General features: G+C 72.8%; 18 protein-coding genes. 10 read left to right on the top strand and 8 right to left on the bottom strand.

The annotated features are described in order from the left end of the window. Positions 1-13: 13 nt before the first annotated feature. From ABT296_RS06800 to ABT296_RS06775, 6 genes are all read left to right on the top strand, one after another. On the top strand, positions 14-901 hold the full coding sequence (locus ABT296_RS06800; protein ID WP_351923991.1) for a hypothetical protein: 888 nt from the start codon (positions 14-16) through the stop codon (positions 899-901). After that, the gene (gene asnB, locus ABT296_RS06795) at positions 901-2727 is read left to right on the top strand and encodes an asparagine synthase (glutamine-hydrolyzing) (protein WP_351923989.1); all 1827 of its coding nucleotides are present in this window, start codon (positions 901-903) and stop codon (positions 2725-2727) included. Before ABT296_RS06800 ends, asnB begins: the two co-directional genes overlap by 1 nt. Beyond that, the gene (locus tag ABT296_RS06790; protein ID WP_351923986.1) at positions 2724-3323 is read left to right on the top strand and encodes a flavin reductase family protein; all 600 of its coding nucleotides are present in this window, start codon (positions 2724-2726) and stop codon (positions 3321-3323) included. The genes asnB and ABT296_RS06790 overlap by 4 nt, the downstream gene beginning before the upstream one ends. Beyond that, positions 3320-4846, top strand: coding sequence for a 4-hydroxyphenylacetate 3-hydroxylase family protein (locus tag ABT296_RS06785; RefSeq protein WP_351923984.1), 1527 nt, complete (start codon positions 3320-3322; stop codon positions 4844-4846). Before ABT296_RS06790 ends, ABT296_RS06785 begins: the two co-directional genes overlap by 4 nt. Beyond that, positions 4843-5700: a class I SAM-dependent methyltransferase gene (locus tag ABT296_RS06780; protein ID WP_351923982.1), complete on the top strand. Its 858-nt coding sequence runs from the start codon at positions 4843-4845 to the stop codon at positions 5698-5700. Before ABT296_RS06785 ends, ABT296_RS06780 begins: the two co-directional genes overlap by 4 nt. A gap of 114 nt (positions 5701-5814) precedes the next feature. After that, positions 5815-6690: a helix-turn-helix transcriptional regulator gene (locus tag ABT296_RS06775; protein ID WP_351923980.1), complete on the top strand. Its 876-nt coding sequence runs from the start codon at positions 5815-5817 to the stop codon at positions 6688-6690. Between the two features lie 29 nt (positions 6691-6719). On the opposite strand, the gene ABT296_RS06770 is transcribed toward ABT296_RS06775, so the two are convergent. Then, a complete protein-coding gene (locus ABT296_RS06770) occupies positions 6720-8015 on the bottom strand; it encodes an MFS transporter (RefSeq protein ID WP_351923978.1) in 1296 nt (431 codons plus the stop codon). Positions 8016-8196: 181 nt separating this feature from the next. On the opposite strand from ABT296_RS06770, the gene ABT296_RS06765 reads away from it, so the two are divergent. Continuing rightward, the gene (locus tag ABT296_RS06765; RefSeq protein ID WP_351923976.1) at positions 8197-9783 is read left to right on the top strand and encodes a hypothetical protein; all 1587 of its coding nucleotides are present in this window, start codon (positions 8197-8199) and stop codon (positions 9781-9783) included. Positions 9784-9964: 181 nt separating this feature from the next. Here the strand turns inward: ABT296_RS06765 and ABT296_RS06760 are convergent, their stop codons facing one another. Continuing rightward, positions 9965-10933, bottom strand: coding sequence for an endonuclease/exonuclease/phosphatase family protein (locus ABT296_RS06760; protein WP_502977190.1), 969 nt, complete (start codon positions 10931-10933; stop codon positions 9965-9967). A gap of 314 nt (positions 10934-11247) precedes the next feature. Between ABT296_RS06760 and ABT296_RS06755 the strand changes: the two genes are divergently transcribed. Then, positions 11248-12381, top strand: a complete 1134-nt coding sequence (locus tag ABT296_RS06755; RefSeq protein ID WP_351923974.1) for a S1 family peptidase — start codon at positions 11248-11250, stop codon at positions 12379-12381. 193 nt (positions 12382-12574) lie between these two features. On the opposite strand, the gene ABT296_RS06750 is transcribed toward ABT296_RS06755, so the two are convergent. Further along, positions 12575-14083 carry a DUF4246 domain-containing protein gene (locus ABT296_RS06750; protein ID WP_351923972.1) on the bottom strand — a complete coding sequence of 503 codons (1509 nt, stop codon included), beginning with the start codon at positions 14081-14083 and terminating at the stop codon, positions 12575-12577. Positions 14084-14339: 256 nt separating this feature from the next. On the opposite strand from ABT296_RS06750, the gene ABT296_RS06745 reads away from it, so the two are divergent. Then, the gene (locus ABT296_RS06745) at positions 14340-14684 is read left to right on the top strand and encodes a hypothetical protein (protein ID WP_351923970.1); all 345 of its coding nucleotides are present in this window, start codon (positions 14340-14342) and stop codon (positions 14682-14684) included. A 120-nt stretch (positions 14685-14804) separates the two neighbouring features. Here ABT296_RS06745 and ABT296_RS06740 read toward each other — a convergent pair whose 3' ends face one another. The 5 genes from ABT296_RS06740 to aztB all read right to left on the bottom strand — a co-directional run bounded on the left by ABT296_RS06740 (position 14805) and on the right by aztB (position 20312). Then, positions 14805-15704 (bottom strand): aminoglycoside phosphotransferase family protein, encoded by a 900-nt coding sequence (locus ABT296_RS06740; protein ID WP_351923968.1) that lies wholly within the window; start codon positions 15702-15704, stop codon positions 14805-14807. Between the two features lie 113 nt (positions 15705-15817). Then, on the bottom strand, positions 15818-17017 hold the full coding sequence (gene aztD / locus ABT296_RS06735) for a zinc metallochaperone AztD (protein WP_351923966.1): 1200 nt from the start codon (positions 17015-17017) through the stop codon (positions 15818-15820). Between the two features lie 88 nt (positions 17018-17105). Then, positions 17106-18062, bottom strand: coding sequence for a zinc ABC transporter substrate-binding protein AztC (aztC, locus tag ABT296_RS06730; RefSeq protein WP_351923964.1), 957 nt, complete (start codon positions 18060-18062; stop codon positions 17106-17108). Further along, positions 18059-19294: a hypothetical protein gene (locus ABT296_RS06725; protein WP_351923962.1), complete on the bottom strand. Its 1236-nt coding sequence runs from the start codon at positions 19292-19294 to the stop codon at positions 18059-18061. Before ABT296_RS06725 ends, aztC begins: the two co-directional genes overlap by 4 nt. A gap of 10 nt (positions 19295-19304) precedes the next feature. After that, positions 19305-20312 (bottom strand): zinc ABC transporter permease AztB, encoded by a 1008-nt coding sequence (gene aztB / locus ABT296_RS06720; protein WP_351923961.1) that lies wholly within the window; start codon positions 20310-20312, stop codon positions 19305-19307. Positions 20313-20327: 15 nt separating this feature from the next. Between aztB and aztA the strand changes: the two genes are divergently transcribed. After that, entirely contained in the window at positions 20328-21071 is a 744-nt protein-coding gene (gene aztA / locus ABT296_RS06715; RefSeq protein ID WP_351923960.1) for a zinc ABC transporter ATP-binding protein AztA, read from the top strand. Positions 21072-21101: the final 30 nt, after the last annotated feature.

Genomic DNA, 21101 nt, shown 5'->3' with positions numbered 1-21101 from the left:
AAGGAGACCCACGATGAGCGATGCGCCCGCAGGAGGCATCGCGCGCAGCGGCTCCGAGAGGATTCCGGCCTCCCCCACCGACGCCGCCGACGCCCCGGAGACCGGACGCCCGGTCACGGCCGTACTGAGTGACCCCCACACGGCCGGCCCCGAACCGGAACCCCCCGACCGTCTGCGCAACACCTACCGGAGCATGCCCGAGGCCGAACGGTCGGCCCTGTGGCGCCAGCGTCTGCACGAGGCGGAGTCGGGGCTGACCCGGCTGCTGGCCGCCCGCCACAACACCACCCATCTGTCGGACTGGTTCGCCCTCCAGTCGGAGATCTTCGCCGACCTGCCCGAGCCGTCCACCGCGACCTCGGTGGACTGGCAGCGCGTCTTCTTCCGCGGCCAGGCCCTGATGGAGCGGTTCCTCGTCGCCCGGTACGGCGAGCACGCCCTCACCACCTGGGCGCGGGCCATCGCCGAGGTCCACCGCGACGTGGAGCCCGACCACGGCAGGGGCGCCGCCGACCCCATGCACCGCATCGCCCGCCAGGCCGAACTGTACGGCTCGGACTACGAGTTCGAGGACGCGGCCGAGGACGGGGACGAGGAGCGCGGCCGGGCGTCCCTCACCATCACCCACTGCGCGATCTGGGACTACCGGGAGCGGGCCCGCCGCTCCGGGGTCCGCCTCACCCTCGCCTCACCGTGCACCTACTGCACCAAGGCCCTCTCGGAGAACATCCGGGCCAAAGGGTTCGAGCCCTCCCACAGCCTGCGCACCGGCCCCACGGGCCACGGCTGCCGCTGGGAGGCCACCGCCCCGGACCCCGAGCCCCGGTCCGAGCCCCAGGCCCAGCCCCAGCCCCAGCCCCAGCCCGAGGAATCCACCCCCTCCCCCTCCCAGGAGCCGTGATGTGCGGTGTCACCGGATGGATCGACTGGGAGAGGGACCTGCGCACCCGCGGCGCCACCGTCTCCGACATGGCCGAGACCCTGGCCTGCCGCGGCCCGGACGCCTCCGGGGTCTGGCTCTCCCGCCACGCCGGGCTCGGCCATCGCCGGCTGTCCGTCATCGACCTCGAAGGCGGCACCCAGCCGCTGGCCGCCGGCCGGCCGGAGACCGTGCTCACCTACAACGGCGAGCTCTACAACCACGACGAACTGCGCCGCGAACTCCAGGCCCTCGGCCACACCTTCCGCACCCGCTCCGACACCGAGGTCGTACTGCGGGCCCACCTCCAGTGGGGCGCGGACGCCCCCCGCCGCTTCAACGGCATCTTCGCCTACGCCGTGTGGGACGAACGAGCCGAGGAACTCCTCCTGGTACGCGACCACTTGGGCATCAAGCCGCTGTACTGGCACACCCACGCCACCGGGGTCCTCTTCGGGTCCGAGCCCAAGGCGGTGCTGGCGAACCCGCTGTTCAGCGCCGAACTCGACGCCGAGGGCATCGCCGAGCTGTTCGCCCTGCCGGCCGCACCCACCGCCGGACACGGCCTGTTCCGCGGACTGCGCGAGGTGCGCCCCGGCCATCTGGTCTCCGTACGGCGCTCCGCCGTCCGCGAGTCGCCGTACTGGCGGCTGGTGTCCCGGCCGCACACCGACGACGCGGCGACGACGCGCGCCACCGTCCGTGAGCTGCTCGCCGACGCCGTGGAGCGCCAGCTGATGAGCGACGTGCCGCTGTGCACCCTGCTCTCCGGGGGCGTCGACTCCAGCGCCATCACCGCACTGGCCGCGCTCGGCAACGAGCGGTCCGGGCAGGGCAAGATCAGCAGCTTCTCCGTCGACTTCCCCGGCAGCGCGGACAAGGCGCCCGACGACTGGCGCACCGGCGCCGACGCCCCCTTCGTCAAGGCGGCCGCCGAGCACATCGGCACCCTGCACACCTCGGTCGTCATCCCCGACGACGACCTCCTCGACGCCCGCCAGGCGGTGCTGCGCGCCCGGGACCGGCCCGGCTGGGGCGAGATGGACGCCTCCCTGCACCTGCTCTTCCGCGAGGTGCGGCGGCGCTCCACGGTCGCCCTGTCGGGCGAGGCGGCCGACGAGGTGTTCGGCGGCTACCCCTACTTCCACTCCCCCGACGCCCTGTCCGCCCCCACCTTCCCCTGGCTCCATGGCCGCCCCACCCCGGCCGCGCTGCTGCGCCCCGAGGTGCGGGCCGAGGTCCGCCCCGAGGAGTACACCGCCGAGCAGTACCGGGCGTCCGTGGCCGCGACTCCCGCGCTGAGCGGCGAGACGGGCGCGGAGCGGCGGGTGCGGGAGGTGTTCCATCTGGCGCTGACGCGGTGGCTGCCGCCGCTGCTGGAGCGGGTCGACCGGGTCAGCATGTCCGTCGGACTGGAGGTGCGCGTGCCGTTCTGCGACCACCGGCTCGTGGAGTACGCCTGGAACGTGCCGTGGTCCCTCAAGGCGCCCGGCGGCCGGCCCAAGGGGCTGCTGCGGGACGCCGTACGGGACCTGCTGCCGCCGGAGGTCGCCGACCGGCCCAAGAGCGGCTATCCGTCGACGCCCGCCGTGCGGTACACGCGGGTCCTCACCGAGCGCGCCCACGAACTGCTCGCCGACCCCGCGGCCCCGGTGTTCGACCTGGTCGACCGCGACGCCGTACGCCGGGCCCTGGCCGAGGGGCGGACCCTGCCCAGTCCGCGGACCGCGCCCAACCCGGTGGGCGGCCTCGACCACCTGGTCCAGGTCGACGAGTGGCTGCGCGCCTACCGCGTGGGGCTGCGATGAGCACCGGCCGCGGCACGGGCACCCGGGCGACGGCCGCGGGCGTGCAGCCGCTCGGCGCGCAGGGCGGCCCGCGCGGCCAGGACACCGCCTCCGCCGACGCCTTCCGCACCGCGTCCCGCCGCTGGACGACCGGCGTCGCCGTGGTGACGACACGGCACGGGGAGGAGGTGTTCGCCAAGACCGTCTCCTCCCTGTGCACGCTCTCCCTCGACCCGCTGCTGATCAGCGTCGCGGTGACCGCGCGCAGCCCGCTGGTGGCGGCCGTGCGCGCCGGCCGCCGGTACGCGGTGTCGGTGCTCACCGGCCAACAGGAGCCCCTGGCACGGCACTTCGCCGCCCCGGGTTCCGGCCGCGCCCTCAGCCTGTTCACGGTGGCGCCGATGCGCGCCGAGGCCACCGGCGCCCCGGTGCTGGAGAACTGCCTGGCCTGGTTCGACTGCCGGCTGCACTCGGTGCTGCCCGGCGGGGACCACGTGATCCTCGTCGGCCAGGTCGCCGCCGCCGACGCGGGCCCCGGGGAGCCGCTCATCTACCACCAGGGCGAGTACCGCGCCCTCGCCCGTCCGCACCTACCCTCCACGGGAGCCCGTACATGACCCTCCTGGACGCTTCCGCCCGCACCGGTCTGGGGCTGCTCACCGGCGACCGCTACCGCGAGGAGCTGGCCGACGGCCGCGAGCTGTACCTCGACGGCAAGCGGATCGACGACCCGGCCGCACACCCCGCCTTCCGGCCTGCCGTCGACACCCTCGCCGACCTGCTGGACCTCCAGCACGACCCCGAACACCAGGACCTGCTCACCTACAAGGACCCGGCGTCGGGCCTGCGGCTGGCCCGCGCCTACCAGCCGCCCCGCACCCTGGAGGAGCTCAGACTCCAGCGCCGCAGCGCCGAGTTCTGGCACGCCGCCGCCTTCGGGCAGCACGGGCGCTCGCCCGCGTTCATGGCGTCGATCGCCGTCGGCGTGCACGACTTCCGCAACCAACTCGACCGCGCCCGGCCGGGGTTCGGTGCCAACGCCGACGCCTGGTACCGGCACTGCGCCACCAACGACCTGGTTCTCTCCCACGCGTTGGGCGACCCGCAGATCGACCGCTCGGCGGACCCGCTGGACGACCCCGACCTGGCCCTGCGCGTACTGGCGGAGAACGACGACGGCATCGTCGTGCGCGGCGCGAAACAGCTCACCACCCTCGCGCCGCTCGCCCACGAGGTGCTGGTCTACCTCTCGGCGTCCTTCACCCAGCGCCGGGGCGAGCAGTTCGTCGTCTGGTTCGCACTGCCGCTGAACACACCGGGCCTGGTCACCCTGTGCCGGGAGCCCCTGGGCGCCGAACCGTTCGGCCACGCACACCCGCTCGGCGCGCGCTACGACGAGCAGGACGCGATGCTCTTCTTCGACGACGTCCTCGTCCCCTGGGACCGGGTCTTCCTGCTGCGCGACGGGGCGCTCGCCCGCACCGGCCTGGCCCGCATCAACGCCTGGTCCGCGTACATCGGCCACGTCCGCTACCGGGAGCGGCTGCGCACCCTGCTGGCCACGGCGACCCTGGTCGCCGAGAGCATCGGCGTGGACGGCTTCCGCAACATCCAGGAGGACCTGGGCCGGCTGGCCTCGTACGTGGAGCTGACGGAGATCTTCCTCGACGCCGCCGAGGCCCGCGCCCAGCTCACCGACGGCGGGCTGCTGGCGCCCGGCGACACCGCGGCGAGCCGTGTCTGGTCCGCCGAGGTCGCCGACAGCGCCGTCGACGTACTGCGCCGCATCGGCGCCTCGGGACTGCTCATGCAGCCCACCGAGAACGACCTCGCCCACCCCCGGCTGCGGCCCTTCCTGGACCGCTACATGCGCGGCAAGGACATCGACGCCGAACGCAAGTCCCGGCTGCTGCGCCTGGCCTGGGAACTGACCGGCGACGGCTTCGGCCAGCGCCAGCACCTGTACGAACTGGTCCACCGCGGCGACCTCGCCCGCAACCGCATCAACCTGTTCAGGCGGTACGACCAGAGCGAGGCGCGCGAACGCCTGGAGCGGCTGATCTCCGCACCGGCCGAGGCACCGGCCGAGGCACCGGCCGTCCCGTCCCCCACCACCGCACCGGCCGAGGAGCGCCCATGACCCTGTCCGACACCGAGGCCCAGGCCCGCACCCTCGGCGGTTACGACGACGCCAGCCGGCTGCGGCAGGTCCACGACCGCGACTGGGTCCTGGACCGGGTGACCGGAGAACCCGGTGTGCTCATCGATCTCGGCAGCGGCATAGGCCAGTTGCTGGAGACGGCGCTGCACCGCCATCCCACGCTGCGCCTGGCCGTAGGGCTGGAGCGCTCGGAGCACCGCCTCGCCGAGGCCGGCGAACGCCTGCGCCGGCACGGCGGGCGCGTGGTCCTGCACCGCGCGGACCTCACCGGGCCCGCCCCGCTGCCGTACCGGGCGGACGTCATCACCATGACCTCGGTGCTGCACTGGCTGTACCCGGTGGAGCACCGGGTCCTGGCCTGGGTGCGCGAACACCTGGCGCCCGACGGCACTTTCCTGCTGACGACCTATCACCCGGCGCGCGACCGGCACGGGTTGGGCGGCGAGGACGACATCGTGCGCGCCGCGCTCGGTGTCCTGGGCATCCCGCCCGAGTCCGTGCCGGGCCTCCTGGAGGACCGCGACGTGCTGCCCATCGCCACCCGCACCCGCCCCGCGGACGAACTCCAGGCACTGCTCGGCGAGTTCTTCACCGTCGAGGAGAGCTGGGAGCGGGAGGCGGTGGTCACCGTCCAGGACGCCGCGCAGTACGAGCACTTCCACGCGGCGACGTTCGGCGACTACTACGCCTCCGTGCTGGAACCCGGCCTGCGGGCCGAGTTCTTCCGCACGGTGGGGCGGGTGGCGAGCGAACGCCAGCGGCGCGAGGGCCGGGTCAGCTCGATGCCGGTACGGCTGTGGAAGCTCACCGCGCGTCCCGGGTCCACCGCCTAGGGTGAGAGAGACCGGCGGGTCCGTACGGCTGCGGTACGGACCCGCCCACCCGGGACCCCCCGCGATTCCTTCCCCGCCCCGACCACCGACCGAGCAGGCCTAGGAGCCGTCACCATGCCCACGCCCGCCCCGGGCCCCAGTCAGGAACTGGGCGCCTTCCTGCGAGCCCACCGCGAACTGCTCAAGCCCGCCGACGTGGGCCTGACGGCCACGGTGCGCCGGCGCACCCCCGGTCTGCGCCGCGAGGAGGTCGCCTCGCTCTCCGGTGTCGGACTGGCCTGGTACACCTGGCTGGAGCAGGGCCGGGTCACCGCCTCCCGGCAGGTGCTGACCTCCGTCACCCGGGCGCTGCGGCTCGACGCGGCCGGACTGCGGCACGCGATGCGGCTGGCCGGCTACCACGAGCCGGCGTCCGACGGCCCCGAGCCGGACGGGCTGGCCGCCGCCGTCCGCCCGGTCCTGGACTCCTGGCCCACCAGCCCCGCGGTGCTGCTGGACCGCCACTTCGACCTGCTGGCCTGGAACGCCGCCTGGAGCGCCCTGTGGGGCACCCCGGAGTCCGTTCCCGCCGACCGGCGGAACCTCATGTGGCTGATGGTCGCCGACCCGCGGCTGCGGACGGTCCTGCACGACTGGGAGCCCCTGGCGATGAACATCTTCCAGCACTTCCGCGCCCAGGCGGGCCCCGCGCTCTCCGACCCGCGCACGGGCGAGGTCTACCACCGGCTGGAGGAGGACGCGCCCGAGCTGCGCCACTGGTGGAGCTGCCACTCGGTGGCGGAGCTGACGGCCCGTTCGGTCACGGTGCAGCCGCCGGGGTCGACGCCCCTGACCCTGTCGCTGTCGTCCTTCCACCCGGTGGACGACCCCTCGGCGCTGGTCCTGCTGTTCACCCCGCCCTCCGAACAGGACAGGGCGCGCATGGCCGCGCTCTGCGAGCGGCCGCTGCGCGCGGTGGACACGGACGCCGGGGAGCGGCAGGCGGGCTGATCCCACCGACCGCTCCCCCGCGTGGCTGTTCAGGGCCGGACCGGCTCGCCCTCCGCCGCACCGGCCACGGGCGTCCCGTCCGCCCGTGCGGCGCCGGAGGACCGCAGGCCCGCGTTGACGGCGAACGCCGCCAGTGCCGCCGTCACGGCCAGGCCCACGCCGACGACCAGGGTCCCGGTGCCGGCGTCGTCGAAGGCGCCCACGGCCCAGGCGCCCAGCCCGGTGCCGGCGTACATCGTCGAGGTGAGCCAGGCGCTGGAGGTGGCCCGCAGGTCGGGGGCGACGGTGGCGGCGAGGGTCTGCTGGTCGATGACGAACCCGCCGCTCGCGACGAACCACAGGGCCACGCCGAGCAGCGCGAGCACGATGCCGGGCCCCGTCGCCGTGAGCGCGATGCCGACGGCGAGCAGGGCGCCCCAGGCTGGCAGCAGCGGAACGTGGTGGCGTCCGGCCGCCCTGGCCCGGTCGCCCAGCCTGCCGCCCGCCAGCGAGCCGATCACACCGCCGGCGCCCACGAGGATCCCGACCAGCCCCAGGGCCGCCACCGACAGGTCGAAGCGGTCCACCAGGACGACACCGAGGAAGGTGTACGCGCCGAGATTCGCCGCGTGGAAGGCGGTGTTGACCGTGAGGGACCTGCGCAGCGCGGGGTGGCCCCAGGCGGCGAACACCGTACGGAACGCCCCGCTGCCCGTGCCCGGCGCGGCGGGTGCGACGCCTGCGGCGACCTCGCGCAGCAGCAGGGGTACGGCGAGGGCGGTGCCCGCGGCGAGGGCGAGGAACGCCGAGCGCCAGCCCGCGACGTCCGCGAGGAGCCCGCCCAGCGGCACTCCGACGACCTGGCCGCAGGAGAACAGGGCCATGCCGAGCCCGAGGGCGCGCCCGCGCACCCGGTCGGAGGTGGTCTCCGCGATGTGCGCCCAGATCGCCGGTCCGGCGGCGGCCGCGGCCAGTCCGGCCAGCGCCCGGGAGACGATGAGCAGGGCGAGACCGGTGGAGAGCGCGGCGGCCGCGTTGGACAGCAGGAACAGCGCGGCGCCGGCCAGGAGGGTCCGCCGGCGGCCGTAGCGGTCGCTGAGCAGCCCGAGGAAGGGCGCGGTGACCGCGTAGACGAGGACGTAGGCGGTGACGCTCTGGGCGGCCGCGGTCTCGGACACGTCGATGTCGTCGGCGATCGTCGGCAGCAGCGGGGAGACGATGAACGTCTCGGTGCCGAACAGGAACAGCAGCAGGAACACGCCCGTGTACCGCCACCGGTTGAAGGTGTCCTGTCCGGTCTCGGCCGCTGCCTCGGCGGAGGCGTCGGGACGTCCGCTCGAACTCACAAGGGATCACTGCCTTTCGAGGGTGACGCGGGACTCCCGGGCGGTCCCGCCCGGCCATGGTTTCCGCGAACGGCGGGGGCAGCCAGGCAGGCGTTGGTCCTGATACCGCCGGTCACAGGCTGAGCGGACACGGTCGCGCCGCGACTGGCAGACTGTGCGCCACCTTCGGGGGGAGACCGCGATGCCGCACGAGTTGACCGTCCACCGCATACTCGGGGACCAGCCCTTCGCCGAGATCGGCCGGCCCGTGTGGGCGGTGCCCGACCCGCGCCACGGCTGCGTCATCGCGGCGGGTGACCTCGGCTGGGTCTCCTGGCGCGGTACGGGCCAGTGGCTCGCGCACCGGATCGCCGTGTACGACGCCGACACCCTGCGTCCGCGCCATGTCGTCCCCTCCCGGCACCCGGTGTGCGCCGTCGAGCCGCACCCCGAGCTGCCGCTCGTCGCCATCGGCACCGGCCGCTACGACGGCTCGTGGGACTTCGAGGGCCAGTTGCTCCTGCTGCACCTGGAGACCGGGCGGGTGACGGACCTGCTGGCCAAGTCCCGTCAGGTGCGCCATCTGCGCTGGCTGGAGGACGGCGGGCTGGCGATGCTGATCTCCCCCGAGGACAAGGACGGCGGCTTCCGCGAGGGCTACGAGCTGGCCGTCGCCGCCGACGACTGGCTGACCGCTCCGGCCGGACTGGTCGACCCCGCCACGGCACGGCATCCGATGGTCGAGAGCGGGCTCCTGTACGACCCCCGGGTGGAGGACGCCCTCGCCCGGCTCACCGGGGGCCGGTGGCGTCGCCGGCTGGACGTGCGGGACCTGGCGGTGCTGGCCGACGGCCGGGTGCTCGCCACCGGGAAGACCACGGACCTCGAATGCTGGGACCCCGCGGGCACCCGTGTCTGGGCCCTGCCCGGGGACGGGGAGGGCAGCGTCCGGGTCGAGGCGGCCCCGGACGGCGAGTCGGCGTGGGTGACGTACCAGGGCCACCGGCGCGACGAGGCCACGGGGCGGCTGGTCAACCGGGCGACCACGGTCCGGCGGATCGCGACGCGGGACGGAGCCGTCCTGGACACCGTCGACCTGCCGTCGGTCCCGGCGCTGTGCTCGACCGACGAGGGCTGGCTCGCCCTGCGCCCGCAGGGGCGCGACCCGCACGCCACCGTGCTGCTCGACCCCACGCACCAGGAGGCCGCCCGCCTCGACATCGCCCCCGAACGTTCCAACTCCCCCGCCCTGCGCGTCCGGCACAGTGCCCGCCTGCTGTACGTGGACGCTCCGGGTCCGGACGGCGACACACAGTGGATCCACGCGATCGACCCCTCGGGCGCCGACGGTCCCACCCCGCGCGCCCTGTTCCCGCTGCGCTGGGACCCGGAGTCCGCGATCCAGCCCTGGTGCGGCCCCGCGGTCGAGCTGCCGAACGCCCTCGTCCACACGGGCCGGGCCTACGAACGGGGCGCCACCTACGCGGACGCCCGCGAGGGCACGTACGTCGCGAGCCGTCGGCTGCCGGACGGAGAGCCGCTCTGGGTCCACGTCACCGACCGGCCGCTCGCCGATCTCGACGGCGACGAAAGGGAGTTGTACGTCGTGTACCGCACCGGCGAGGTGGAGGTGCTGGACCCGTCCACGGGCGAGGTACGCGCCCGGCACGTCCTGCGCGCGCACGGCCATCCGGTCACGCCGGTGTCCGCAGCGTTCCGTGCGGACCAGCGGCGACTGCTGGTGGGCACGTTGGACGGACGGATTCTGGACTGCTCGGTCGGGGAGTGAACCCGCGGGCGCGTTGCGGCACTTGCGCGCTCGGTCGGCGACTGAACACGCGTGTGTGCTACGGCTCTTGCTCAGCCGGCGGCTGAACCCGCGCGTGCGTTACGGCACTTGCTCGGTCGGCTGCTGAACCCGCCTGCGCGTTACGGCTCTCGCTCGGTCGGCTGCTGAACCCGCGGGTGCGTCAAGGCACTTGCGGCAGCGTGATCCGGGCGACGACCGGCAGGTGGTCGCTGCCCGTGGCGGGCAGGGCCGTCATGTGGTCGACGGTCGCCGAGCGGGCCATGACCTGGTCGATCCGGGCCACCGGGAAGCCGGCCGGGTAGCTGAAGGCGAACCCGCGTTCCGCCACGTTCATCCGTGAGGTGAGCGGGGCCAGACCGCGGTCGTCGACCGTGCCGTTGAGGTCCCCGAGCACGATCACCGTCCTCAGCGGCTCGCCGGCGACGGCCCTGCCCAGCAGGCCGGCGCTCTCGTCGCGCCAGGAGGACGCCAGGCCGCTCGCCCCGACGCGGACCGAGGGCAGGTGTGCGACGTACGCCGCGACCTCGCCGTGCGGCGCGTGGACCACGGCCCGCAGACCGCGGTTCCAGGGCTCGGTGATGCCCCGCGGTTTGATGTCCAGGGGCCCGGCATCGGTGAGCGGGTGCTTCGACCACAGGCCGACGGTGCCCTGAACGGTGTGGTGGGGGTAGTGGGCGGCGAGCGTCCTCTCGTAGACCGCCAGCGCCGGGGGCACCAGCTCCTGGAGCGCGATGAGGTCGGAGCCGGCGTCGGCCAGGGCGCGGGCCGTTCCCGCGGGGTCGGGGTTCTCGTCCATGACGTTGTGCTGCACCACCAGCAGAGCGGGCGCGCCACCCTCCGTGCCGCCGGGCAGGAGCAGCCCGCCGAAGTGGTGGGTCCAGGCCGCCACCGGCAGGAGCACGGCGAGCAGTGCGGTGGCCGAGCGGCGCAGCAGGGCCAGGCCGAGCAGCACCAGGGCCACCAGGCCGAGCCAGGGCAGGAACACCTCCAGCAGGCTGCCGAGGCGGCCGACGGAGTTGGGCACGGCACGGTGGAACAGCAGGAGCGCGGCCGTCAGCACCGCGCAGGTGGCGAGTATCCGCCCCTGCGCCCATGGGGACTCCCATGGTGCCGCCGAAGTCGACGTCACTGCGCTGTCTGTCCGCTCCACTTGGCTCCCGTCTGCTCGACCTGCCCATAGGGACGAACGGCGAGATCAATTGGTTTCCGTCGATCAGCTCCGGCGGATCCGGAACCCGCGGGCGGGCGGATCGACGGACCGGCGGTCTGTGGCCGAATCCTCCCCCCTGCCCTCCCGCCGCAGCGACGCCCAACCTCCCCTAGGTCTGGACCAGTTGGCGATGTCCGCGTAACCTCCCGGCTAGCGTTGAGAGCGCTCTCACCGTACGCACGCCCACTGTCACCAGTGGGCGTACCCCCACTGCGAACGGAAGGAAGCACCCCATGCGTCGCATGCGCATTCATGCCGCTGCCTCTGTGCTGATCGCCCTCGGAGCGACGGTCGCCTCGCTCACCCCCACCGCCCAGGCGGCGCCCGCCGTGCCGGAGATGTCGCCCGGGCTCGTCGAGGCGATGCAGCGAGACCTGGGCCTGACGAAGGTCGAGGCCCAGGAGCGGCTGTCGGCGGAGCAGGACGCGACCGCCGTGGAACAGCGCGTCAAGCGGCTGGCCGGCGGCTCCTACGCGGGCAGTTGGTTCGACGCGGACACCGGCAGACTCACCGTCGCCACCACCGACGCCTCCCTCGCCGGTGAACTCCGCGCCGCGGGCGCCGACGTCCGCCGCGCCGTCCACTCCGCGGCCCGCCTGGACGCCACCAAGAAGCAGCTCGACAAGGCCGGGGCGCCCGAGGGCGTGGCCGCGTGGCGGGTGGACCACAAGGCCAACCGGGTCGTGGTGGACGTCGTCGCGAACCAGCGGACCGATAACGATGTCACCGCCTTCGTGGAGCGGGCCCGCAAGGCCGGGCCGGTCGAGATCCGCGAAGTGAACGCCGCTCCGGAGACGTTCGCCGCCGGAACCGTCGGCGGCGACCCCTACTACACGGGCAACGTCCGCTGTTCCATAGGCTTCTCCGTCCACGGCGGCTTCGTCACCGCCGGCCACTGCGGACAGGCCGGCGCGGCTGTCCGCGGCTGGGACCAGAGCCCCATAGGCAACTTCCAGGGCTCGTCCTTCCCGGGCAACGACTACGCCTGGGTGAGCGTAGGCAACGGCTGGTGGACCGTGCCCGTGGTGCTCGGCTGGGGCACGGTCCCCGACCAGTTGGTGCGCGGCTCGAACGAGGCTCCCGTGGGCGCCTCGATCTGCCGCTCCGGTTCCACCACCCGCTGGCACTGCGGGACGGTCCTGGCGAAGAACGAGACCGTGAACTACAGCCAGGGCGCCGTGCAGCAGCTCACCAAGACCAGTGTGTGCGCCCAGGGCGGCGACTCCGGCGGTTCGTTCATCTCCGGCGACCAGGCGCAGGGCGTCACCTCCGGCGGCTGGGGCAACTGCACCAGCGGCGGCCAGACCTGGTACCAGCCGGTCAACGAGATCCTGACCCGCTACGGGCTGCGCCTGCACACGGCGTGACCCGTGGGGTGAGCTAGGCCCGACCGGGTGCGCCCGGCTCGGCGGCGACGCCGCTGCGTCGCCGCCGAGCCGGTGCGCGTACGGAGATCGGGACTCTACGGCTTCGGGGTCGCGAGTATGTTGGCGCATCCGTGGTTCCGTCGGTCGAGTTGGCGACTGAACTACCGCCTCCCCTCAACGCGGAGACGGCGGTTCAGTGCTCGCAGAGCGAGAACTCCCGCTCGTAGAGCTGCTCGTTGTGCTCGTCGACGAAGAACTTCCGTTCCCGCATGAGCTGCTCGCGGTAGCCCTTGGCCTCCTCCAGAGTCATGGTGGAGGTGTCCGACCAGGGCTGCTGCGGGGGCACGTCCGACGTCGAGACGATCGTCTGCGACGGGTCGACCAGGAAGAACGCCAGGATCTTGCGATGCCCCGGGCGGGCGGGGTCCGCGAGGCGGAACGAGCCGACGCGGTGCTGCAGGACATTGGGGAACGCCAGACAGCGCCCGGCCGGGGTCGGCACCGATCCCAGCACCTGGTTCAGGGCGTCCTCGTTCTCCAGGCCGTAGACCTCCCGCACACCGTCGTCGTCGTTCTGCTCGTAGTCCGGGTCGTCGAGCGCCGCCCGGAAACCGAGCCGGCTCTCGGTGATGTTGTCGCTGTCCCAGTAGTAGATGCCGGTCGAGACGATCCGCTCGTTCATCATCCCCTCGACATGCCAGGAACCGCCGTCGTACTCGGGCTTGTCCGGGGTGAGGTGAATGGTGGCGAGCTTGACGATGACCTGGAGCCGGCGGCCGCGCAGGTCCACCCGGGCCGAGGCGTCGGGCAGCTCCGGCGCGGTGAAGTCCGGGGCGTCCGGGATCACCGGGCGGCGGTCGTCCCACCAGGTGTCCAGGACCCGTTCCCAAGCCTTGACGGCCTCCTTGTAGGACTCGTCGTCGCCGTGGGCAGCCCGGTCCGGTCGCCGCGGCGGCGACTCGTACCAGCCGTACCCGTCGGCCTCGATTCGCAGGGGCCGCGGATGGCGCAGATCCGTCAGCACGTTCTCGAACAGCGGGCGGAACCGAGCGAACAAGTCCGGCAGTACGGCGGCCAGTTCGCCATGCGTCTCCGGGTGGACGTTGTTGACGTACGAACGGAAGGCGACCGCGCCCTCGTCGTCGACGTCCACGTCCGTGGGCAGCCACTGGAACTTCTCCGAGAACTCGTACGCCGAATAGCGGTCGGTCGGGTTCTCCCAGGCCCGCTCGGGCGCGCCGCTCCTCTCGCGCACCAGGCAGAAGAGCGAGGGGTGAACCAGGTCCAGCACCTGCCCGTCCGACCCGGGATGCCAGTCCTTCTCGTCCTCGGGAACCTCTTCCAGCACCCGGGCCGCGTCACGCAGTCGCGCCCCGAGCCGGTCGTCGATCAGCGCGTCGGAGTGCCAGACCCCGTCGACGGCGGACACCTCGACTCCGGTCCGCGCGTCCCGCAGCGCCGCGTAGTGGGCGAGTTCTGCGAGCACGTACTGGACCTGAGCCTCCGTCATGCCCTGCTCGACCGCCTCCCGCGTCCATCGGGCGACGATGGCGGGGTCGTTCATCTTGTCGAACCACCCGGACTTCGCCCGGATCTGGGCGCTGCACTCCATCATCTCGATCTCCCGCAGCGTGCGGGGGGTCGAGAGCGCTATGAAACGCGAGGTGTGAAACGGCAGCGGAAAGGCAGAAAGGCCGGTCAATGCTCTGAGTCCTCACAGTCGATGTTCAGCGGCGCGAACACTACTTGAGACCACTGACACCGCGGCTCCGGGATCAACTCCGTGGCGGGGACCGTCGCAGTAAACGAGGATCGCCCCCATGGAAGTAGTGGTGCAGTGGGTCCGCACGTCGTGGACCAAGCAATCCCGTGGCGGGCGTGCAGCCGCGCGGCGCAACGCGGTCCCCGTTGCCTTCGCACTGCCGACCCTCACTCCCCCGTTCGTGCATGAGGTGCTGATGCGCGAAGCGGACGACTTCCAGCCTCGGTGGACACATCAACAGGGTCTCCCCGACGGCACCACGGACATCGGGGTGTCGCTCAGGAGAATCGACGGACTCGTCCGGGTCAAACCGGCCGTTTCGTCGTTCGGGATGCCGCGCAGGTGGCGGCGCCCACCGGCGGTCCGGCTCGCCCCCGGCCAATGGCTCCGCTGGCAGGTCAACTACCGTTTCGCAGGCTCCAACGGTGGCGACTGGACTTACCGTCTCGACACACTCAACCTCGCCCACGGCCCCGTACCGGTCGACGTCTTCCTCGGCACACCCACCCGTCTCGTCCAGGAACTCGCAGCGCTCCGCTGACGCTGTCCCGTGACGGGACCGGCGTGGTGGCTCTTCGCCACCCGTCCGACGGGACGGCGAAGTTGCTGCAGCTCGGCCGCTCGCTCGGAGGGGCGTGGGGGCCGGGCGTGGTCTCACCTGTCAGTCCTCGCCGAGTACCGTTCGGATCACATGGCGGGCGTTGTGTGTCATCGTCGGGTTGGTGCGGCGGTAGTACGGCAGGGCGATCAGGGCCTGTGAGAGGGTTCGGGCCCGTCCTCGGGTCCAGGTGGCCTCGTCGACGTCCAGGGCCTCGCGGAAGATCTCTCGCGCGCCGGTCGGCAGCAGGTTCCATGCCGGGAACAGGTCGCAGGCCGGGTCGCCGGTGCCCAGACAGCCGAAGTCGATCACGGAGGTGAGTCGGCCGCCCTCCACCAGTAGGTTCCCCGGCATCAGGTCGGCGTGCAGCCATACCGGCGGGCCGTCCCAGGACGGGGCCCTCAGCGCTTGTGCCCAGATCTCGGTGGCGGCGTCGCAGTCGACGGCCTCCTCCGGGATGCCGCGCAGCTCTTCGATCGCCACCCGGGTCTGCGCGTCCAGGGAGGAGAGCGGCCCACCACGATGCGCCCGCGGCGCGCCCGGCACCGTGATGCTCCGCATCGCCTTCACGAACCCGGCCAAGTCCCGCGCCAGCAGGGCGGGTTCGGTGAGCGCACCGGTCTCGGGGTTCTCGCCGGTACGCCAGCGGTACACCGACCACGGCCACGGGTATCCCTCGGCGGGCCGTCCCTCCCCGAGCACTTCGGGGATCGGCGTGGGCAGGAGGGGCGCGAGCCGGGGCAGCCAGGTTCGCTCCGGTGCAACGTCCCGGGCCCCGTCCTCGACCAGTGGAAGCCGTACGACCATGTCCGGGCCCAGCCGGTACATGGCGTTGACGGTGCCGCCGGACGCGAACCGCTCGACCGCCAGCCCCGCCCACTGCGGGAACTGTCCCGCGACCAGCTTCCCCACGAGGGCGTCGTCGAGGGGATGGGTGCCGGGGTGCATCTGCTCTGTGCTCATGGCCTGCCATCCGACCGGCATGCTCCCCGGAGCGTCAAACACATTACGGTCGAGGCCGTTTCAGGGCGGGACGCCCGCCGAGTCCTGCTCGGCGGGCGTCCCGGTGGGGGCGGTCAGTGGCCGGCCACCGTGCCGGAGAGTTCGTTGGTGCTCTTCGGGAGTGTCACGGAGGTGAGCTTCTCGCCCGAGTTCAGGTCGTAGGCGTGCAGTTGGCGCTTGCCGGGCTCGGAGACGTAGGCCGTGTGGTCGCGGACGAAGAGGGTGGGCCGGGGCTGCTGCCAGTCCAGGGGCTCGGTCCAGTCGCCGACCGCGTCGATCTTCCTCTCCACCTTGCCCGTCTCCGGGTCGATGACGTGGAGGGTGCCGTTGGTGCCGAGCACCAGGGCCTCGCCGTGGGGGCCGCGGGCGAGGGAGCGGAAGGAGTAGCTGGTGCCGAGGTCGACCAGGCGCAGCTTGGCCGTCCGGGTGTCGATCAGGGAGATCCGGGTGGGGCGTTCGAGTTCCGCGTCGGGGTCGGTCTTGTAGTCGCCGAGGAGGATCGGGGAGAGGTCGCTGCCGGCCTGGTTGCCGATGCGGCCGTAGTCGTCGGGGGCGTCGATCTTGGTGAAGTCGCCGTCCTTGTAGAGCAGGATGCCGTCCTCGCAGCCGACGGCTATGACCTCGTCCTTCGCGGCGGCCTCGCCGTGCACGCCGGGGCAGTTCTCCGCGCGGGCGATCTCCTTGTTCGACTTGTCCAGGACCAGGGCGCCGGTGCGGCTCTCCTCGGTGCCCAGCGTGGTGAGGAGTTCGCCGTCGCTGAGTTCGATGGCGACGCCGTGGTGGGGTTCGGCTGTGGTGTAGGTGCGGGTCCGTGACTTCGTGCCGTCGGCGAGCCGCTCGGCGTCGAGGACGTTCACCTCGCCGGTGCCGTCGGTGAACAGGATCGTCCGGCCGGCGTGCCGTACGACGTGGCCGGGCTTGGCGCCCTTGAACTCGACACCGGTGAAGTCCTGTTGGGCCGCGTCGAACATGCGGAACCCGGTGTCGGTGGAGACGACGACGTGCTCCTCGTCGCCCGCCGGGTTGAGCCGGTTGAAGCCGGGCAGGTCGACGGTCTTCGCCAGCTTCAGGGTCTCGCCGTCGAGGACGTACATCCCGCCGTCGTAGGTGGCGACGATCGGGTTCCCGACCGGCGCGGCCTCGCCGCCCTTCGTCTGCTTCGGCTTACTGGAGGAGGAGGCGTCGTCGCTTCCGCCGCAGGCGGTCAGCGCCATGGTCGCCGTCAGGGCGAGGGCGGTGCCCGTGAGCGTGCGGGTGCGTGTCGGCTTGTTCATCGCGTGCGTGTCCTCTCCGGCCCCCGGCGGGGGCGGGTCTGGGGTGGGACGGCCGGCGTCGGTACGCCGAACCGCGTTGCGTTGCGGGTCAGTTGGTGGTGAGGCCCTCGGTCATGGCCGTGGTGTTGGCGCGCATCATTTCCAGGTAGCTGCCGGCGCCCTCGCCCTTCTCGGTGAGCGATTCGGAGTACAGGGCGACGACGTCGACACCGCCGCCCATCTCCTGGCGGAGCACCTCGGCCAGCCGGGTGGGCTGGGAGGAGTCGGCGAAGACGGTGCGTACCCCGGCCTCCCGCATCGCGTGGGTGAGGGAGCGCAGGTCGGAGGAGCTGGGTGAGGCGAGGGTCGTGCCGCTGGGTATGACGGCGCCGATCACCCGGAATCCGAAGCGGTCGGCGAGGTAGCCGAAGACGTGATGGTTCGTCACCAGGGCGCGCCGGTCCTCGGGCACGGCCGCGAACGACTTCTCCATCCACGCCGTGAGATCGGCGAGTTGACCGTCGTAGCGTTGGGCGTTGTCCCGTACGGCCTTCTCGCTCACGCCCTCGACATGTTCGACGACCTCGTCGGCGATGAGGCCGGCGGCCTTGCGTACGCGGTCGGGGTCGGTCCAGAAGTGCGGGTCGGGCGCAGCGGTCTCCTCGTCGCCGCCGTCCTCGTCACCGGTGCGGAAGGTGAGGGGGTCGGCCGCCTCACCGGCCGCGAAGACGGCGACTCCGGAGTCGCGGGCGGCCTCGACGTGGCGCAGGACGTTCTCCTCCAGGCCCAGGCCGTTGTAGACGACCAGGTCCGCGTTCTCCAGTTCGGCGGCCTGCATCGCCGACAGCCCGAAGGAGTGGGGGTCGGCGTTCGGTTTCATCAGGACGCTGACGTCCGCCTCGCCGCCGACGATCTCGCGGGTGATGTCTCCGAGGATGTTCGTCGTGACCACGACCTGGGGCCGCTGCTCGCCACTCGTGCAGGCGGCGGCCGACGCGACGACGCAGAAGGTGACCAGGGTCAGCAGCAGGGCGCGCAGCCGCGCCGTCCGTGCACGCATGCTCATCGGCCCGTCTCCACCATCATCGACGGCCGGAGATCCAGGTCGAACGTGCGGGCGATACGGAGGTTGTCGTTGTAGTCGACCTCGTACACACGCCTGCCCGACGGGTCGTTGAGGTAGGCCCGGCTCCGGTCGACCTCGATGACCGGTGCCGAAGCGTCCTTCACCACGTCTTCCAGGAGGGGCTCGGTGACCGCGCCCTCCTCGCCGCTCGATATGTCGTAGGCGTGCAGGGCTCCGTCGGTCTCCAGGACGAGCAGCGGTGCGCCCTCGCCCGCGGTGTTGGCGGCGACCACGGGTCCGGTCTCGACCCGGGTCCAGGATCGCTCGGTGACGTCCAGGACCCAGACCGCGCCGTCGCCGGCCGGTGCGGTGAGGGTGGTGCTGCCGGCGCGGTGCCGGAAGACCGTGGCGCGCTCCTCGTCGGGTGCGTCCTCGGGGTACGGGATCTTCTCGGCGGTGAAGGTGCCTGCGTCCTCCTTGACGAGCAGCGCGCCGTCGGCGCAGCCGAGGACGACTCCGCGCCGGGTCACCGCGTCGCCCTCGGGGTCGGTGCACTCGGCCTCCGGTGCGGCGACCCGCTTGCCCGACCGGTCGAGCACGGCGACCTTCGCCGGGCCCTTCCCGGCGGCCCGGGTGAGGGCGACCAGGTGTTCCGCGTACGGCACCACCGGCGCCGCGTAGCCCCCGGGAAGGGCGTCGGGGCTGCCGACGGTGCCCTTCTCCAGTCCGGCTCGGGAGTAGACGGCCGCCTCGCCGTCGGCGCGTGTCACCACGGTCACGCCGGAGTCGCCGCGGACGGCGGTGGCGGTTCCTCCGGGGAGGGCGCCGACCTCCTGGATTCTCGCGCGGTAGTAGTGCACATGGTCTCCGTGGTCGACGGTCCAGGCACCGCTGTCGAGGACGTGGGTGCCGTCCGGGCCGTGGAAGTACGCGAAGCGGCCGTCGGTGGTGAGTCCGGCGGCGTCCGCTCGGCGTGCGGTGTCGCGGACCTTGCCGGTGATCAGGTCGAGCACCTGGGTGGCGCCGGTCCCGGTGTCGCCGAGCACCAGCCGGGACTGCTGCTCGGCCGCCTCGGTGGCTCCTTCGACGTAGCCGTGGGGGGTCGTCGGGGAGGACGAGGCCTCTTCGGAGGCGGACTTGGCGTCGTCGGCCTGACCTGCGCAACCGGTGATCAGAACGGCCAGGGTCAGGAGCGCCGGCGTCAGTGACGTGACGTTTCTGCGGAGGGACAAGAGGATCGCCTCAGAGTCGGTGCGGTCGGGGGGCGGGGGTGGTCCCGGAGAGTTCGGGGGCGGCGCCGGAGATCGGAGGGGTGCTCCCGGACCGTTCGGTGGCGGCGTCCGACAGGGGAGGCGCGGTACGGGAGGTCACCGGCGGCGCGCCTGAGCCTGCCCCTGCGCCCGCGGACGCGGCCTGCTCGGCAACCCGCTCACCGCGCCGGTGCCGGATCACGGACGCCCCGTGCGACAGGAAGAAGAGGCTCACCGCGAGGGCCGAGACCGTCGCACCGGCCGCGGTGCGCAGATGCCAGGAGAGCAGCAGCCCCCCGAAGGTGGCGCCCGCGCCGAGCACCGCGGCGAGCAGCATCACACCGCGCACACTCCGGGCCCAGGGCAGTCCCGCCGCCGGCGGGGCGATCAGCAGGCCGAGGACGAGCAGCGTGCCCACGATGTGGAAGGAGGCGACGATGGCCAGGGCCAGCAGCCCCAGCAGCACGGCGTGCGCCAACCGGGGGCGCAGCCCCAGCGTGCGGGCCTTGCGCTCGTCGAAGGCCAGGGCCAGGAAGGCGCGATGGCCGAGCGCCGACACCAGCAGCGCGAGCAGCAGCGCCGCCCCCAGGAGCATCAGGTCGCTGTCGCGTACGGCGAGGACGTCGCCGAAGAGGAACCCGGTGAGATCGACCGCGAACGACTGCGAGCGGGACACGATGATCACGCCGAGCGAGAGCATGCCGACGAAGAGCAGTCCGATGCCGGTGTCCTGGGAGAGCCTAGGAACGCGGCCGAGGGCGGTGACACCGGCCGTCATGACCGCCGCGCTCACCACCGCCCCCACGAGCAGGTTGCCGCCCAGCAGCGCGGCGACCGCGACGCCCGGCAGCAGGCCGTGGGACATGGCGTCCCCGAGGAAGGCCATCCCCCTGAGCACCACCCATGTGCCGGCGAGGGCGCAGATCGCCGACACCAGAATCCCGGCCCACAGGGCCCGTTGCACGAAAGCCACCTCGAAGGGGGCCGTCAACCACTCCATGACCCAGACACTACAATGACAATCATGTTCAACAAACACCGCCCCCTGGCTCCCACCATCGAGGCGGCGAAGCTGCGCGCCCGCTGCACCACCGTCGACGCGGGCTACCCCGGCCGCCCCGTGCTCCGTCAACTCAGCGTCGACATAACGGCCTTGGCGATGACCGCGCTCGTGGGGCCGAACGGGAGCGGGAAGTCCACACTGCTCGCGGTCCTCGCCGGGGTGATCGACGCCACATCCGGACACGTCGAGTACGCCGACCCCCGCCCGCCCGCCTTCGTCCCGCAGCGCGGCCCGGTCGGCGACGCGCTGCCGCTGACCGCGCGGCAGACCGTGGAGATGGGCCGCTGGGGCGAACGCGGGCCGTGGCGGCGGCTCACCCGTCAGGACCGGACGGTCGTCGACTCCGCACTGGAGCGGCTGGGCGTCGCCGACCTGGCCACCCGCCAGCTCGGCGAGCTGTCCGGCGGGCAGCGCCAGCGCGTGCTGATCGCCCAGGGGCTCGCCCAGCGGTCCGACCTGCTGCTGCTCGACGAGCCGACGACCGGGCTCGACCCCGAGGCCAGGGACCGCATCACCGAGCTGCTCAGGGAACTGGTCGCCGACGGGACCACCGTCGTCCAGGCCACGCACGACCTCCCGGCCGCCCGCTCGGCGGACGCCTGTCTCCTCCTCAGCGAGGGACGCCTGGTCGGACAGGGCACGCCCGGCGACGTCCTCACCCCGGAGGCGCTCGCCCGGATCTGGCAGCCGGCCTGAGCCGGCGGCACGGCCGGCCACCCTCGGCGA

It is taken from the genome of Streptomyces sp. NPDC000983, assembly GCF_040299205.1.
GTDB lineage: Bacteria > Actinomycetota > Actinomycetes > Streptomycetales > Streptomycetaceae > Streptomyces.
This window is presented reverse-complemented; position numbering and strand designations above follow the sequence as displayed.